Annotated in this window: 16 protein-coding genes and 2 riboswitches; of the genes, 9 read left to right on the top strand and 7 right to left on the bottom strand. The window is 66.8% G+C overall.

Annotated features, from left to right (window positions below):
• Positions 1-194 precede the first annotated feature (194 nt).
• Positions 195-809 carry an acyl-CoA-like ligand-binding transcription factor gene (locus ACOI2T_RS27885; RefSeq protein WP_084356413.1) on the top strand — a complete coding sequence of 205 codons (615 nt, stop codon included), beginning with the start codon at positions 195-197 and terminating at the stop codon, positions 807-809.
• A complete protein-coding gene (locus tag ACOI2T_RS27880) occupies positions 806-2353 on the top strand; it encodes an FAD-dependent monooxygenase (RefSeq protein ID WP_421874846.1) in 1548 nt (515 codons plus the stop codon). Before ACOI2T_RS27885 ends, ACOI2T_RS27880 begins: the two co-directional genes overlap by 4 nt.
• On the opposite strand, the gene ACOI2T_RS27875 is transcribed toward ACOI2T_RS27880, so the two are convergent.
• The gene (locus ACOI2T_RS27875; RefSeq protein WP_409504623.1) at positions 2343-2765 is read right to left on the bottom strand and encodes a nuclear transport factor 2 family protein; all 423 of its coding nucleotides are present in this window, start codon (positions 2763-2765) and stop codon (positions 2343-2345) included. The two genes, ACOI2T_RS27880 and ACOI2T_RS27875, sit on opposite strands and share 11 nt — an antisense overlap.
• Before the next feature lie 75 nt (positions 2766-2840).
• Between ACOI2T_RS27875 and ACOI2T_RS27870 the strand changes: the two genes are divergently transcribed.
• Positions 2841-3335, top strand: coding sequence for a winged helix-turn-helix transcriptional regulator (locus ACOI2T_RS27870; RefSeq protein WP_409504622.1), 495 nt, complete (start codon positions 2841-2843; stop codon positions 3333-3335).
• On the opposite strand, the gene ACOI2T_RS27865 is transcribed toward ACOI2T_RS27870, so the two are convergent.
• Genes ACOI2T_RS27865 through ACOI2T_RS27855 form a run of 3 tightly spaced genes read right to left on the bottom strand, consistent with a single transcriptional unit; the run spans position 3332 to position 6541 of the window.
• Complete coding sequence (locus ACOI2T_RS27865) at positions 3332-4063, bottom strand: class I SAM-dependent methyltransferase (RefSeq protein ID WP_409504621.1); 732 nt, start codon at positions 4061-4063, stop codon at positions 3332-3334. The two genes, ACOI2T_RS27870 and ACOI2T_RS27865, sit on opposite strands and share 4 nt — an antisense overlap.
• Entirely contained in the window at positions 4060-5190 is a 1131-nt protein-coding gene (metX, locus tag ACOI2T_RS27860; RefSeq protein ID WP_409504620.1) for a homoserine O-acetyltransferase MetX, read from the bottom strand. The genes ACOI2T_RS27865 and metX overlap by 4 nt, the downstream gene beginning before the upstream one ends.
• A 19-nt stretch (positions 5191-5209) precedes the next feature.
• Positions 5210-6541: a bifunctional o-acetylhomoserine/o-acetylserine sulfhydrylase gene (locus ACOI2T_RS27855; protein ID WP_085146808.1), complete on the bottom strand. Its 1332-nt coding sequence runs from the start codon at positions 6539-6541 to the stop codon at positions 5210-5212.
• A gap of 151 nt (positions 6542-6692) precedes the next feature.
• A riboswitch (SAM riboswitch) is annotated at positions 6693-6811 on the bottom strand.
• Positions 6812-7046: 235 nt separating this feature from the next.
• Between ACOI2T_RS27855 and ACOI2T_RS27850 the strand changes: the two genes are divergently transcribed.
• Positions 7047-9284 carry an NADP-dependent isocitrate dehydrogenase gene (locus ACOI2T_RS27850; RefSeq protein ID WP_067842959.1) on the top strand — a complete coding sequence of 746 codons (2238 nt, stop codon included), beginning with the start codon at positions 7047-7049 and terminating at the stop codon, positions 9282-9284.
• Between the two features lie 46 nt (positions 9285-9330).
• On the opposite strand, the gene ACOI2T_RS27845 is transcribed toward ACOI2T_RS27850, so the two are convergent.
• Entirely contained in the window at positions 9331-10161 is an 831-nt protein-coding gene (locus ACOI2T_RS27845; protein WP_409504619.1) for an epoxide hydrolase EphH, read from the bottom strand.
• 72 nt (positions 10162-10233) lie between these two features.
• Between ACOI2T_RS27845 and ACOI2T_RS27840 the strand changes: the two genes are divergently transcribed.
• A complete protein-coding gene (locus ACOI2T_RS27840) occupies positions 10234-11043 on the top strand; it encodes an exodeoxyribonuclease III (RefSeq protein ID WP_409504618.1) in 810 nt (269 codons plus the stop codon).
• On the opposite strand, the gene ACOI2T_RS27835 is transcribed toward ACOI2T_RS27840, so the two are convergent.
• Positions 11034-11651, bottom strand: coding sequence for a TIGR03086 family metal-binding protein (locus ACOI2T_RS27835; protein WP_409504617.1), 618 nt, complete (start codon positions 11649-11651; stop codon positions 11034-11036). The two genes, ACOI2T_RS27840 and ACOI2T_RS27835, sit on opposite strands and share 10 nt — an antisense overlap.
• A gap of 78 nt (positions 11652-11729) precedes the next feature.
• Here ACOI2T_RS27835 and ACOI2T_RS27830 point away from each other — a divergent pair, with 78 nt between their 5' ends.
• The 3 genes from ACOI2T_RS27830 to yhjD are packed head-to-tail and all read left to right on the top strand — an operon-like array spanning position 11730 to position 14207.
• Entirely contained in the window at positions 11730-12125 is a 396-nt protein-coding gene (locus ACOI2T_RS27830; RefSeq protein ID WP_409504678.1) for a MarR family winged helix-turn-helix transcriptional regulator, read from the top strand.
• A 25-nt stretch (positions 12126-12150) separates the two neighbouring features.
• Complete coding sequence (trpS, locus tag ACOI2T_RS27825; protein WP_067842970.1) at positions 12151-13167, top strand: tryptophan--tRNA ligase; 1017 nt, start codon at positions 12151-12153, stop codon at positions 13165-13167.
• 20 nt (positions 13168-13187) lie between these two features.
• The gene (gene yhjD / locus ACOI2T_RS27820) at positions 13188-14207 is read left to right on the top strand and encodes an inner membrane protein YhjD (RefSeq protein WP_409504616.1); all 1020 of its coding nucleotides are present in this window, start codon (positions 13188-13190) and stop codon (positions 14205-14207) included.
• Between the two features lie 87 nt (positions 14208-14294).
• Here the strand turns inward: yhjD and ACOI2T_RS27815 are convergent, their stop codons facing one another.
• Entirely contained in the window at positions 14295-14612 is a 318-nt protein-coding gene (locus ACOI2T_RS27815) for a DMT family transporter (protein ID WP_409504615.1), read from the bottom strand.
• 12 nt (positions 14613-14624) lie between these two features.
• Positions 14625-14688: riboswitch (guanidine-III (ykkC-III) riboswitch) on the bottom strand.
• 61 nt (positions 14689-14749) lie between these two features.
• Here ACOI2T_RS27815 and ACOI2T_RS27810 point away from each other — a divergent pair.
• Positions 14750-15568, top strand: a complete 819-nt coding sequence (locus ACOI2T_RS27810; protein WP_409504677.1) for a nitronate monooxygenase — start codon at positions 14750-14752, stop codon at positions 15566-15568.
• Positions 15569-15679: the final 111 nt, after the last annotated feature.

The raw sequence follows: 15679 nt of genomic DNA, 5'->3' as shown, positions 1-15679 counted from the left end.
GACAAAGCTGCTGCGGCGGATGTGTCGAGACAGAGCAGATCCGCCGCTAGGCGATGCGAATGCGGATGAAGAAGGTCGCTGCTGACATGGCAGCCACCGTAGGGGCGTGTGCGTGGGGGAGCAACCGATTTTCCGAGAGAGTTGCCCAATGTGCAATATTGCCCGGTGTGCAATATTTGGCTAGGGTGGTGGCCGTGGGACTACGCGAACGCAAGAAACTCGACACCCGGCGGGCGCTGAGCGACGCCGCATTGACGCTCACCTTCGATCGCGGCCTGGAGAACGTGACGCGCGAGGACATCGCCAAGCTGGCCGGCGTCTCGCTGCGGACGTTCAACAACTACTTCACCGGCAAGTACGAGGCGCTCGCGTACCGCCAGATCGAACGCCTCAGGCGCAGCATCGATCTGCTGCGGGAGCGTCCGGTCGGCGAACCGTTGTGGACGTCTATCGCCGAGTCGGTGATCGCGCCGCTGGACGACGAACTCGGGGACGTGGGCGGCGCCGACAGTGCGGTACCGACGCGCCAGCAGCTCGTCGAGATTCGAAAGTTGCTGATGATCCCCGAGATTCGCGATGCGACGTTTCGGGGCATGTTCGACGAATGGGTCGCCGCGATCGCCGAACGCGCCGGCACCGAACCGTCGGACATGTACCCACGCCTCGTCGCAGCCGTCGTGCGTGCGGTCGGCGATGTCGCGATGGACGAGTATGCGGCCGCTGATCCGCCGGTGCCGTTCGCATCGTTACTACGTGAGGGTTTCGCGGCGGTCGCCGCGGGACTGCCCGAACCCGGAAGGAAACCATGACCGAGAAAACCGACGTCGTCATCTCCGGAGCCGGGCCCAACGGCCTGCTGCTCGCCGGTGAACTGGCGCTGGCCGGCGTCCGGCCGGTCGTGCTGGAGCTGCTTCCCGAGCCCAGCCCCGAACTCAAGGCCAACGGTATTGTCGGGCAGGCGAACCGGGCTCTCGATCTGCGTGGCCTCTATCAGAAACTGAGCGGATCGCCGCAGCCGCCGCAGCCCATGAACGGCTACATCTTCGCCGGCATGCAGGTGCCGTTCGCCGATCTGGCCGAAAACCCGATGTACGGCATGCTGATTCAGCAACCGCGTGTGGTGCGTGAGCTCGTGGACTGGGTGAGCGATCTGGGTGCCGAGATTCGGTGGGGCCACGAACTGACCGGCATCGTGCCCCGGGCCGACGGTGTGGCGGTGACCGTGGCGACGACGCACGGGCACTACGAGATCGACACCACCTACCTCGTCGGCGCCGACGGCGGGCGCAGCCCCGTGCGAAAGGCGGCCGGAATCGGCTTTCCCGGCCTCACGACCGACGTCGTCGCGCGCGTCGGCCATGTCGCCGTGCCCGATGAGTTCCGGGCAGGAGACGGCGGCCTGCGCATCCCCGGAATCGGACGTCTACCGTTCGGCCACAACAGGTTCGACCGCGGCGTTCTGATCTATGCCGAGTTCGAACCGGGACGTTCTATGGTCGGCACGGTCGAATACGGCACCCTGCTGCCCGACGATGCGCCGCCGCTGACCATCGCCGAACTGCGCGAGAGTGCGGCCCGCGTGCTCGGTACTGACCTGCCGATGGAACCGCCGGCCGGGCCCGGGCCGCATGCCTTGCGGCGCATCAACGGTCAGAACACCCGGCAGGCCGACCGGTACCGCGCCGGCAACGTGTTCCTGGTCGGCGATGCCGCGCATGTGCATTCGGCGATGGGCGGGCCCGGTTTGAACCTGGGCATGCAGGACGCGATGAACCTGGGCTGGAAACTGGCCGCCACGGTGCAGGGGTGGGCGCCGCCCGGCCTGCTCGACAGCTATCACACCGAGCGGTATCCGGCCGGCGAGCGCGTGATGACGCACTCGATGGCTCAGGCCGCCCTGATGGCTGCCGGGCCCGAGGTGGCGGCACTGCGAACACTTTTCGGTGAGCTGCTGTCAACGCCGGACGGCGCCGCCCACATCGCGAACGTGCTCGCCGGATCCGATGTGCGCTACGACGTGGGTGACGATCATCGGCTGTCCGGGCGGTTCATGCCGGATCTGGTGCTCGACGACGATCGGCGGGTGGCTGAACTCATGCGTTCGGGCCGCCCGCTGCTGCTCGACCTGGCCGGCGGCACGGTCGCCGATGCGACCGAGGGTTGGCGTGACCGCGTGGACGTCGTGGTGGCGACCAAACACCAGGCGCCTGCGGCCGCTCTGCTGATCCGCCCCGATGGCTACATCGGCTGGGCTGCCGACGATTTCGGCGATTCCGACCGGGATCGGCTGCACGCTGCGCTGCACCGCTGGTGCGGCAGGCCGGATCCGGTGGCCGACGAACTCAGCGCCTGAGCGCCCGGCGAACCGCGGCGGGGTGGCGGGCGATCTTCGGTCCGAGCAGGAGTGCGAAGACCGCGATCGCGAGCAACGGCCGTAGGTGGGGGCGTAGGCGCATGATCCGACCGGTGTCATCGAGTTCGAACACCAGCGCATCGGTGATGGTGATGCCGGCGATCCGGGCCTCGCTGACCGCCACCCGCGTTCGGCCGTCGCCGATCACCTCCTGCCACCTCAGATCGCGCAGGCCGCCGTACACCTCGGCGAGCAGCAGCCGCAGGTCTTCGCGGCCGCGGAACACCATGCGGCCCGACAGCGGCGACACCAGCTCCGCGTCGGGCGCGAGGGTGCCGACGAGCCGGTCGATGTCCTTGGCGCGGGTGGCTTCGCAGAACGCGGCCACCGAATCCGTAGTTGTCTCGCTCACCGTTACCCCTTACTTGCTTTTTGCAAGTTACCTAATCAGAGTCAATGGTGAAAAGCAATGGACTACTGTTGGCCCATGCCTAAACAGTCCTTCGGCGACATCTCGTGTTCGATCGCGCGGGCCGTCGACGTCGTGGGCCAGCGGTGGACGCCGTTGATCCTGCGCGACCTGTTCGCTGGGCTCACGCGCTTCGAGGACATCCGGCGCGACCTCGGCATCGCATCGAACGTCCTGACGGCACGCCTCGACGAGCTCGAAAGCCATGGCATCGTCGAACGCCGCCAGTACCAGACCGCACCGGTGCGCTATGAATACCTGCTCACCGAAAAGGGACGGGATCTGTACCCGGTCATTGCGACACTGGTGGCGTGGGGGGACAAATGGCTGGCGGGAGCCGACGGGCCACCGGCGCTGTTGCGGCACAACACCTGCGGTCGCATCACCACGGCGAAAACGGTCTGTGCCGAGTGCGGCGAGGTGCTCGACGCGGATACGACCACGGCCACGCCCGGCCCCGGCGCGATGATCGGCCCGGGCACTGCCGTCATCGGCGACTTCATCGCGCGCTAAGCCAGCGTCGCGCGAATGCACACCGTGACGTACGGCAGTGCCAAGCCGGTCGTGTTGGCCAGCGCCGGGTGGGTGGCCAGCAGTTCGCGAACCTGGCCCAGCGTGCGGGTGCGGACCTGCTCGGGTGAGGTGATGCAGTAGCTGCGGGAGGCCACCAGGTCGATGAGGGCTTGCGGCGTCAGGTAACTCGTCCACTCCACCTGGTGCCGCTCGGTGTCGGCGAACGGCTCGGGCAGTGTCACCTGGTGATTGAACGGATCGTCCTCGTGGCCGATGATGCGGCCCAGATCCTTGACCCAGCCGAGCCGCTCGTCGCGGGTGTTCCACACCAGCCCCAACCGGCCGCCGGGCCGCAGTACCCTGCTGACTTCCTTGACCGCGCGCTCGGGATCGAACCAGTGCCACGCCTGGGCCACCAGCACGGCGTCAACGCTGTTGTCCGGCAACGGGATTTCCTCTGCCGTTCCCAGCAGCGCCGGGGTGTCCGGCAGGGAGTTCGACAGCAGTTCCAGCATCTCGGCGATCGGGTCGACCGCTATCACGTCGAGTCCGCGTTCGACCAGTCGCGTGGTGAGTTTGCCGGTGCCTGCACCCAGATCGAGCACATCGTGCGCGTCGCCCGGAAGCAGCCAGTCGATGGCCTCGGGCGGATACGACGGGCGGCCGCGTTCGTAGGCGGCGGCCTCCGAGCCGAATGACAGGGAACGTTGCTGCCGAGAACTGGTCACCTTTGTGCAAGCTCCAATGTTCGGCGGATCAACTTGCCGACCAGTTCGGTCTCGACCAGGAAGCCGTCGTGGCCGTAGGCCGAGTCGACCACGTCCAGGTCGCTACACCCGGGCAGTAGGTCGGCGAGTTCCTCTTGCAGGCGGATGGGGTAGAGGCGGTCGGAGGTGATACCGCCGACCACGGTCGGCACGGGGCAGCTTCGCAGCGCGGCCCGTACCCCGCCGCGGCCGCGGCCGACATCGTGGCTGGACAACGCGTCGCTCAGGACGACATAGGTGCCGGGATCGAACCGGGCAGCCAGCTTGCCGCCCTGGTACTCCAGATAGCTCTGCACCGCGTAGCGGCCGCCGGCGACCGGATCCTCGCCACCCTGGGCCTCGTTGCGGAATCGGGTGTCGAGTTCCTCTTCGCCGCGGTAGGTCAGGTGCGCGAACCGCCGGGCGATCTCCATCCCCGCCGTCGGCGCCCGGCCCGTGCCGTAGTAGTCACCGCCCTGCCAGTCGGGGTCGGCCTTGATCGCGGCGACCTGGGTGGCCTGGGTGCCGATCTGGTCGGCGGTCGCGCGTGCCCCGACGGCCAGGACCAGTGCGGCCCGCACGTCGTCGGGATGTCCGACGATCCACTCCAGGGCACGGGCTCCGCCCATCGACCCACCGATCACCGCGGCGACCTCGGTGATGCCGAGCGCGGTAAGCGCGGCCCGATCGGCCGCCACCTGATCGCGGATGGTGATCTGGGGAAACCTTGAGCCCCAAGGCTTTCCGTCCGGCGCGAGGGAGCCGGGCCCGGTCGAGCCGCGGCAACCGCCGAGCACGTTCGTCGCGATCGCGCACCAGTGGTCGGTGTCGATCGGGGCGTCCGGCCCGGCCACGCCGTCCCACCAGCCCGGTGTCGGGTGGTCGTCGTCGGCGGGTCCGGTGACGTGGGAGTCGCCGGTCAGTGCGTGCAGCACCACCACCACGTTGTCGCGGTTGGGTGACAGCTCGCCCCACCGCTGCACGGCGATCGTGACGTCGGGCAGGACGGTGCCGTTCTCGAGGGTCAGCGCGCCGATGTTCACCAGGCCGATCTCGCCTTCTGCGGGCAAGGGCTGGGTCTGCACGGGAGGTTCTTCGGTGATCGTCACTGGGCTCGTCTCACGCAACTCACACCGTGGACGCCGTCTGCGAGGCACCACTGAACGGACGGGCGGCGGCGAATCCCTGCTCGAGGTCGGCCAGGATGTCGTCGATCCCCTCGAGGCCGACGGCCAGCCGGACCAGGCCGGGCGTGACACCCGTGGACAGCTGCTCCTCGGCGGTCAGCTGCTGGTGGGTCGTCGACGCGGGATGGATGACCAGCGAGCGGACATCGCCGATGTTGGCGACGTGGCTGTGCAGCGTGAGCGCGTTGACGAATGCCTTGCCTGCCTCGATACCGCCGGACAGTTCGAAGGCCAGGACCGCGCCCGTGCCCTTGGGCGCGATCTTGCGACCGAGCTCGTACCACGGCGAGGTGGGCAGACCGGCGTAGTTCACCGACGTCACGTCAGGGTGACCCGCCAGGTACTCCGCCACTCTCTGAGCATTGGCCACGTGCCGTTCAACACGCAGCGACAGCGTCTCTAATCCCTGTGCGATCAAGAACGCGTTGAACGGCGCGGCCGCCGAACCGAGGTCGCGCAGCAGCTGCACGCGCGCTTTGAGCGCATACGCGGGCGCTCCGAGCTCGGCGAACACCACGCCGTGGTAGCTCGGGTCCGGCTCGGTGAATCCGGGGAACTTGCCGTTCGTCCAGTCGAACGTGCCGCCGTCGACGATCACGCCCGCGATCGCCGAACCGTGCCCGCCCAGATACTTCGTCGCCGAGTGCACGACGATGTCGGCGCCGTGGGCGAGCGGCTGGATCAGATAGGGCGTCGCGATGGTGTTGTCGACGATCAGCGGCACGCCGTTGTCGTGTGCGACGGCGGCGACCGACGGAATGTCGAGCACGTCGATCTGCGGGTTGGAGATCGTCTCGGCGAAGAAGGCCTTGGTGTTCGGCTGCACTGCCGCGCGCCAGGAGTCCAGATCATCGGGGTTTGCCACGAAGCTGACCTCGATGCCGAGCTTGGGCAGCGTGTAGTGGAACAGGTTGTATGTGCCGCCGTAGAGCCGCGGACTCGACACGATGTGGTCGCCTGCGCCGGCGATGTTGAGGATGGCAAACGTCTCGGCGGCCTGTCCGGACGCCAGGAACAGCGCGGCGACGCCGCCTTCGAGCGCCGCGATGCGCTGCTCGACGACGTCGGTGGTCGGGTTCATGATCCGCGTGTAGATGTTGCCCGGTTGTTCCAGGCCGAACAGCGCGGCGGCGTGCGCGGTGTCGTTGAATGTGTACGACGTCGTCTGGTAGATCGGCAGCGCGCGGGCGTTGGTGGCGCTGTCGGGGGTCTGGCCTGCGTGGATCTGCTTGGTCTCGAACGACCACTCTGCGGCGTTGTCCGGGGTGCTCATGGGTGTGTTGTCTCCTGCGAGATGAAGGGGAAGTCGATTACCGGGCGTCCTGCCTGCGCATGGCAGCAGGCGGACACCAACAGGTCACGGACAACAGCACATGGATGGCCTCCATCAGGTTTCCCTGTCTCTCTGGGGGCCCGAACCTACGGACCCGCGCTTGCCTTACAGCCGCTACGGCTGCTCAACCTGGTCATCACCCGGGGCACCCCACCGCGGTTGGAGGGTTGCCGGCCAGCAAGCCGGGGCTTGACGCTGGCGCTCATGACCGGCCTGCAGCTTATCTCACGCGCCTCACCGGGTGCCAGTGGGATGGTTTCCGGGGCGTCGTGGCGCGCCCGTTCCGGTTACTGACGAGTAGCCAATGTTGGATGCTCGCGCGCCATTCGGCCCTTGTAGTGTTGCGTTCGCGAGCCAACGCTCGGCACTGCTTGACGTGCGCCCACAAGGCGCGCGAAGCGAAGTTCGGCAAGATCTGACCGAAAGTGACGTCGGGAGAACATCAATGAGCGCCCAGCAACCGACCATCATCTACACGCTGACCGACGAGGCGCCGCTGCTTGCGACGTACGCCTTCCTGCCGGTGGTCAGCACCTTCGCTGAAGCGGCCGGTATCGACGTGAAAACCAGCGACATCTCCGTCGCGGCGCGAATCCTGGCCGAGTTCAGCGACTACCTGACCGACGAGCAGAAGGTCCCGGACAACCTGGCCGAGCTGGGGGCGCTGACCCAGGACCCCGAGGCCAACATCATCAAGCTGCCCAACATCAGCGCCTCGGTGCCGCAGCTGCTCGCCGCGATCAAGGAACTGAAGGGCAAGGGCTACAACCTGCCCGACTACCCCGGCGAGCCGAAGAACGACGAAGAGAAGGCCATCAAGGATCGGTACGCCAAGGTCCTCGGCAGTGCGGTGAACCCGGTACTGCGCGAAGGGAACTCGGACCGGCGCGCCCCCAAGGCCGTCAAGGAGTACGCGCGCAAGCACCCGCACAGCATGGGCAAGTGGTCGCAGGCATCGCGCACGCACGTCGCGACCATGAAGAAGGGCGACTTCTACCACGGCGAGAAGTCGATGACGCTGGACCGTGACCGCAAGGTCCGCATGGAGCTGGTCACCAAGCGCGGCGAGACGATCGTGCTCAAGCCCGAGGTGAAGCTCGACGACGGCGACGTCATCGACAGCATGTTCATGAGCAAGAAGGCCCTGTGCGAGTTCTACGAGGCCGAGATGCAGGACGCCTACGAGACCGGCGTGATGTTCTCGCTGCACGTCAAGGCCACCATGATGAAGGTCAGCCACCCCATCGTGTTCGGCCACGCCGTCAAGGTTTTCTACAAGGACGCGTTCGCCAAGCATCAGAAGCTGTTCGACGAGCTCGGCGTCAACGTCAACAACGGCCTGTCCGATCTCTACAGCAAGATCGAGTCGCTGCCGGCGTCGCAGCACGAAGAGATCATCCGGGACCTGCATGCGTGCCATGAGCACCGGCCCGAGCTCGCGATGGTCGACTCGGCCAAGGGCATCTCGAACTTCCACTCACCCAGCGACGTGATCGTCGACGCGTCGATGCCCGCGATGATCCGGCTGGGCGGCAAGATGTACGGCGCCGACGGCCGCACCAAGGACACCAAGGCCGTCAACCCGGAGTCCACCTTCTCGCGGATCTACCAGGAGATCATCAACTTCTGTAAGACCCACGGCCAGTTCGACCCGACGACGATGGGCACCGTTCCCAACGTCGGTCTGATGGCGCAGAAGGCCGAGGAGTACGGCAGCCACGACAAGACCTTCGAGATCCCGGAGGACGGCGTGGCCAACATCGTCGACAACGACACCGGCGAGGTGCTGTTGACGCAGAACGTCGAAGAAGGCGACATCTGGCGCATGCCGGTCGTCAAGGACGCCCCCATCCGCGACTGGGTGAAGCTGGCCGTCACGCGGGCGCGGCTGTCGGGCATGCCGGTGGTGTTCTGGCTCGACACGGAGCGTCCGCACGAGGCCGAGCTGCGCAAGAAGGTCAAGACCTACCTCAAGGACCACGACACCGAGGGCCTGACCATCCAGATCATGCCGCAGGTGTGGGCCATGCGGTACACCATCGAGCGCGTGATCCGCGGCCAGGACACCATTGCCGCGACGGGCAACATCCTGCGCGATTACCTCACCGACCTGTTCCCGATCCTCGAGCTGGGCACGAGCGCCAAGATGCTCTCGATCGTGCCGCTCATGGCCGGTGGCGGGCTGTACGAGACCGGTGCCGGCGGTTCGGCGCCCAAGCACGTCCATCAGCTCGTCGAGGAGAATCACCTGCGCTGGGATTCGCTCGGCGAATTCCTCGCACTGGGGGCGAGCCTCGAAGACATGGGCAACAAGTCCGACAATCCGAAGGCCAAGCTCTTGGCCAAGACGCTCGACGCGGCGACCGGAAAGTTGTTGGACGAGAACAAGAGCCCGTCACGCAAGACCGGCGAACTCGACAACCGCGGCAGCCAGTTCTACCTCGCGCTCTACTGGGCGCAGGAGCTCGCGAACCAGACCGAGGACAAGGAACTGGCCGAGCACTTCGCACCGCTGGCCAAGTCGCTTGCCGAGAACGAGGAGACCATCGTCTCCGAACTCAACGAGGCACAGGGCAAGCCGGTCGACATCGGCGGTTACTACTACCCGGACCGCGAGAAGACCGCCGCGGTGATGCGGCCGAGCAAGACCTTCAACGAGGCGCTCGCGTCCGCGCAGGGCTGAGGTTTACGGTGGCCCGCCCCGGCAAGACAGGGGCGGGGTTTCCGATCTAACCGGTAGCTCGGGCCGGGTCGGTGTGAAGCTCGATGAAGTCGGTGATCAGGCTCGTGATCCGGTCCGGCGCCTCGAACATCGGGACATGTCCCACGCCGTCGAGCCGGGTGATCACCGATCCCTTCGGCAGGTGCTCGATGAAGTGCCGGGTGAACCGCGGCTCGGGCAGTACGCGGTCTTTCTCGCAGATCACCAGATGCGTGGGCGTGCAGGAGTTCGGCAGTTCCATCAGGCCCGCGGTGGTCAGGGCCTTGATCATCAGCTTGTAATAGGCCGGGCAGTGCGCCAGGTCCTCGATCAGGTCGGCCCGGTCGCTGTCGTTGAGCACGTCCGGCGTTGCGCTGACGGCCAGGTAGGAGATCTGGCGCGTGAACGGCAACCGCTGGAGCCGTTGGCCAAGCAGCGTCGTCGCGAGCACGATCGGAAGCCCCGCCAGGAACTTCCCGATGATCTCGTACTTCGCGAGGGTGAAGCGGGTCCAGCCACCCGCGGGCGCGATGCCGGTGAGCGTACGGGCCCGGCCGCGGCGCTCCAGTTCGAACGCGACCCAGCCGCCCAGCGAGTTCCCGACGATGTGGGCTGTCGTCCAGCCCAGTTCGTCGAGTTGCCGCTCGACATCGTCGGCCAGCGCCCTGACGTCGAGCAGGAACGGAGCGGGCGCACCGCCGTTGTGACCTGCCATGGTCGGGGCGAACACCTCGTAGCGGCCGGTGTCCGCGAGCTGCGGGGCGACGTACTTCCACACGCTCTGCGACAGGAGGAAGGGGTGCAGCAGCAGGATCGGTTCGCCCGATCCGAGATGGATGGGTGCGCGACGTTCGGCCATGACGCCCGAGATTAAAGTGATACCGCCGGTACTGCAAGTGGCCTGTCGGGGCGGATCGGTAGGGTCTGCGCCGTGGCTTCTCCGGGTTCGCTGACCGTCAGCACGATCAACGTCAACGGCATCCGCGCTGCGGTCAAGCAGCGCTCGACCGAAAACCTCGGCCTGTTGCCGTGGTTGAAGGAAACCGACGCCGACGTGGTGTGCCTGCAGGAGACCCGGGCCGACGACGAACAACTCGCCGATGCGTTGGCGCCTGCGCTGGCCGACGGCTGGAATCTCGCGTCGGCCGATCCGCATCTGAAGGGCCGCAACGGCGTTGCGGTGCTGTCACGCCATCCGATCGACGCCTCGCGGTTGCTGGTATCCGACGAGTTCGAGGCACATGGCCGCTATCTCGAGGTCGACACCGCGGGCACCACGGTGGTGAGCGTGTACTTCCCGACGGGCGAGGCCGAGACCGACCGCCAGCTCGAGAAGGAGCGGTTCATGGGCACGGTCGCTGCGCGGATGGCGCTGCTCCTGGCCAATGATGCTGTGGTGTGCGGGGATTGGAACATCGCGCACACCGAGAACGACATCAAGAACTGGAAAGGCAACGTCAAGAAGGCCGGCTTCCTGCCCGCCGAGCGGGCATGGCTGACCGAGTTGTTGGCCACCGGCTGGGTCGACGTCGTACGCGTGCTGCATCCCGACGTCGCCGGGCCCTACAGCTGGTGGTCATGGCGCGGCAAGGCATTCGACAACGACGCCGGCTGGCGCATCGACTACCACCTCGCGAGCCCCACCCTCGCGGCCCGGGCGACGGCGGCTCGCGTCGACCGGGCCGAGGCCTATGCGCTGCGCTGGTCGGACCATTCGCCCGTGACCGTCACTTACGGCTGACGCCAGTCCGCGCGCCGGCCGAGGTGGGCGAGGATCCGCTCGAAATCGGTTGTCGCGTGGGCGTTCACAGCGCGGCCGAAGGGTGCGCCCGCGGTTTCGCGGAAGTCACCGTCCGGGATCGCCTCCACAAGCGGCAGGACCGCGGCGATGACGTCGTCGGGCAGGTCGTAGGGAACGCCCAACGCCGCCGCGACATCCCAGCCATGCACGACGTAGTCGACGAAATGGAATCCGATCGCGAGCGCGCCGGGAAACGTCGCATTGGGTCCGAATTCGGGTAGGGCGAACGTCGCCTCGGTGACGCCATCGGTGGCGAACGCGTCGAGGACGTCGTGCGCGGCCGCGGCGTATGCGGCTTTCGGGTCTGCGCGCACCGCGCCTGCGACGGTCTCGGGTCGCCAGACCGCTTCGTCGGAACCGTTGCCGCGCGCGGCCGCCGCGAACCCGCGGTGCTGGACGGTCATGTGGGCGAGCAGTTCGGCGAGATTCCAGTCCGCGCACGGAGTGGGGCGGCCGAGGTCGGATGCGGCGACGGTGTCGACCAGGTCGATGGTGCGCAGGATGGCGATGCGGTGGTGGGGGCGGATGTCCGCGTCAATTGTGTGCATACGCTTACGATAAGCTCGAGCACATAATTATGCAATGCCTACCATGACGTGGTGCCACGACGTCCTGACCTGGCAGCCATGCTGGCCCCGCTGCTGCGTGAGCTCATCGATGCCGAGATGCCGGTGCTCGAGGCGCACGACGTGACGATGTGGGGCTACGTCGTGCTGTGCGCGCTGGACCGGTCGTCGATGCGCACGCAGGCCGCGCTCGCCGAGGCGATCGGCGCCGACAAGACGCGCATCATCCGCACGCTCGACGAACTGCAGCAACGCGGGCTCATCGACCGTCAACCCGACCCCGATGACCGCCGGGTCCGGCTGCTGGCGATCACCGCCGCCGGCCGTGATCTCAAGGATGCGGTGCAGGCCGAGATCCAGCGCGGCGAGGAGCGATGGCTCGGTGAACTGTCCACCGACGACCGGAAGGTGTTCCTACGGGTGCTGGCACAGCTGACCCGCGAAGAAAGCGGATGACACCAGTGCGAAAATCGAATACATCATGACTAGCGGAAGCAAACAGGTCGTCTTCTCGGGCGCCCAACCCACCTCGGACTCACTTCATCTCGGCAACGCATTGGGCGCGGTGACGCATTGGGCGCAGTTGCAGGACGGCTACGACGCGTTCTTCTGCGTCGTCGACCTGCACGCGATCACCATTCCGCAGGATCCCGAAACGTTGCGCCGGCGCACCCTGGTCACCGCCGCGCAGTACCTCGCGCTGGGCATCGATCCGGCCCGCAGCACCGTGTTCGTCCAGAGCCATGTGCCCGAACACACCCAACTCGCTTGGGTGCTGGGCTGTTTCACCGGCTTCGGCCAGGCGTCGCGCATGACGCAGTTCAAGGACAAGTCGCAGAAGCAGGGTGCGGACGCGACGACCGTCGGCCTGTTCACCTACCCCGTGCTCATGGCTGCCGACGTGTTGCTCTACGACACCGACGTCGTTCCGGTCGGCGAGGATCAGCGGCAACACCTCGAACTCGCCCGTGACGTTGCCCAGCGGATCAATGCCCGGTTCCCGGACACCTTCGTGGTGCCCGAGGCGATGATCCCCAAGGCAACCGCCAAGATCTACGACCTGCAGGACCCGACGGCGAAGATGAGCAAGTCCGCGGCAACGGACGCCGGCTTGATCAGCCTGCTCGACGATCCCAAGGCAACGGCGAAGAAGATCCGCTCCGCGGTGACCGACAGCGAACGGGAGATCAGGTTTGACCCGCAGGCCAAACCGGGTATTTCCAACTTGCTGACCATCCAGTCCGCAATCACCGGAACCGATATCGAGAAGCTCGTCGAGGGCTACGCCGGCCGCGGGTACGGCGATCTCAAGAAAGACACCGCTGAGGTGGTCGTCGAGTTCGTCACCCCCATCAAGACACGGGTCGACGAACTGCTGGCTGACCGGGCCGAACTGGAGTCGATTCTGGCTGCGGGCGCGGATCGCGCAAAACAGGTGTCGGGCAAGACTCTCGCACGCGTCTACGACAAGATAGGGTTTCTTCAGCAAACGTCGTAAGCGCCAGGGGAGGGGCGGCGGTGGACGAGCAGGAGAAACCGGGGATTCTCGATCGGCTGCGCGCCCGTTATCCGTGGTTCGACCACGTGATGCGTGCCCAGCAGCGATACACCGACTGCAACGGCAACTTCTACGCCGCCGGCATCACCTACTTCACGATCTTCGCGTTGTTCCCGTTGCTGATGGTCGGGTTCGCCGTCGCCGGTTTCCTGTTGTCTCGCCGGCCCGAACTGCTTTCTGAGATCGAGGACCGGATCCGCGGCGCGGTGTCCGGCGATCTGGGCCAGCAACTCGTGACGCTCATGAACTCGGCCATCGATTCGCGCGGCACCGTCGGCGTGATCGGCCTCGCGACGGCGGCCTGGGCCGGTCTGGGCTGGATGGCAAACCTGCGCGAGGCACTCAGCCAGATGTGGGAGCAACACCACCCCGAGGGCGGATTCGTCGGCAACAAACTCTCGGACCTGCTGGCGCTCGTCAGTGCGTTCCTCGCCATGGTCGTCACGATCGCCCTCACCGCACTCGGCGATCCGGCTTTGATGCGCCGGGTGCTGGAATGGGTCGGCCTCGGCAACCTCGCGGGCATCACCGGCGGGCTGCGGATCGTGTCACTCCTCGTGTCGATCGGGATCTCCTGGCTGCTCTTCACCTGGATCATCGCCCGGTTGCCACGCGAGTCCGTCCCGTTCCGCAGTTCGATCCGCGCGGGTCTGCTCGCGGCGGTGGGCTTCGAGATCTTCAAGCAGGTGGCGTCGATCTACCTGCAGTCCGTCCTGAGCGGGCCCGCGGGCGCGACGTTCGGCCCGGTGCTCGGTCTCATGGTGTTCGCCTATATCACCGCGCGGTTGATCCTGTTCGCCACCGCATGGGCCGCGACGTCCAGGGAAAGCCTGGAGGCCGCGCCGGTCGAGCCGCCGGACCCCGCCCTGATCACCACCCGCGTGCAGGTGCGCGACGGCGTCGGTCTGCCCGGTGTCCTGGCCGCGGCGGCTGCGGGAGCGGTTGGAGCACTGGGCTTTTCACGGTTCATTCGGCGCTAGCGATTGCGCGATTTCCCGCCATTGTCACGCCAGAGTGATGCCGGCGTTCGGCAGCCACTCCAGCGTGACAATGGTGCGATTACGGCGCTAGTGGCTGACGACCTTGAGGCCGACGATGCAGCCGACCACGCCGAGCATGAGCAACACCTTGATCACTGACGCGGATTCACCGCCGGTCAACATCGCATAGGTGACGGTCAACACCGCACCGATGCCAACCCAGACCGCATAGCTCGTGCCCGGAGGCAGGCTTCGCATCGCGATGGCCAGGCCGATCATCGACAGGATCAGGGCAACGCCGAACACCACGGATGGTCCGAGTCGCGTGAAGCCTTCGGTCTTGCTGAGCGCAGTCGCCCAGACCGCTTCCAGAACGCCTGAGACGACGAGAATCAGCCAAGCCATGACGCACCTCCCAAGGCCCGTCTTGTCGCTGGCCGGGTACGGTGCCGCCTCGTCCGGTGCCATGTGCTGGCGATATTCATTGTAACAACGACGTAACATGCCTGGCTGTGACCTTGGCAACCATTTGGTCGACGGCCATGGGCCTCGACGTACCGATCGTCAACGCACCGATGGGCGGGGCAGCAGGAGGCCGGCTGGCCGCCGCGGTGTCGACCGCGGGCGGTCTCGGCATGGTCGGGATGGGCAGCGCCGCCACGCCTGACCAACTGCGACGCGAACTCGCGATCCTGCAAGGCCTCGACCGCCCCTTCGGCATCGGCCTCGTGCACTGGGTGATGGTGGACCGGCCGGAGCTGTTCGAGATCGCACTGGCCGCACAGCCAACCCTGCTCAGCGTCAGCTTCGGCGATGACTGGGACTGGGTGCGTCACGCCCACGATGCCGGAGTCAAAGTCGCCACGCAGGTGCCCACGGTCGAGGCGGCGCGTCGTGCCGCCGATGCCGGTGTCGACGTCCTCGTGGCCCGCGGGGCGGAGGGCGGCGGGCACGGTGAACCCACGGTCGGCACGTTGCCGCTCCTGGCCGAGGTACTCGACGCGGTGGAGTTGCCGGTGCTGGCCGCCGGCGGGATCACGTCACCGCGCAGCGTGGCCGCGGTGCTCGCGGCCGGCGCCGCCGCGGCCTGGCTGGGCACCGTATTCACCACGTGCGCCGAGGCGTTGACGCCGGACGCTGCTCGTGACGCGCTGTTGGCGGGCACCGAGACCGAGCTCACCCGCGAATTCGACGTCGCAGCCGGATATCGTTGGCCGCCAACAATTCCCGAGCGAGTGCTGCGCGGTTCATCGGTCAACGCCGGGCAGGGTGTCGGGATGGTGAACCAGGCACTGCCGGCGGCGGAGACGATCGAGCGGCTCTGCTGGGGCGCCGAAGCGCTGTTGCGGCGGTGGGTGTAGACGCTCGCCGAACGTTGGCTTGTGTTCGAGATCTCGCGGAAGATTCGTACATAAGCCAACACTGGGCGAGGAGGACTATGTCGGGAAGACCGCCGTCCAGACTTCGGCTGG

This window comes from Mycolicibacterium wolinskyi str. Jessa 2025, from assembly GCF_049241375.1.
Classification (GTDB): domain Bacteria; phylum Actinomycetota; class Actinomycetes; order Mycobacteriales; family Mycobacteriaceae; genus Mycobacterium; species Mycobacterium wolinskyi.
This window is presented reverse-complemented; position numbering and strand designations above follow the sequence as displayed.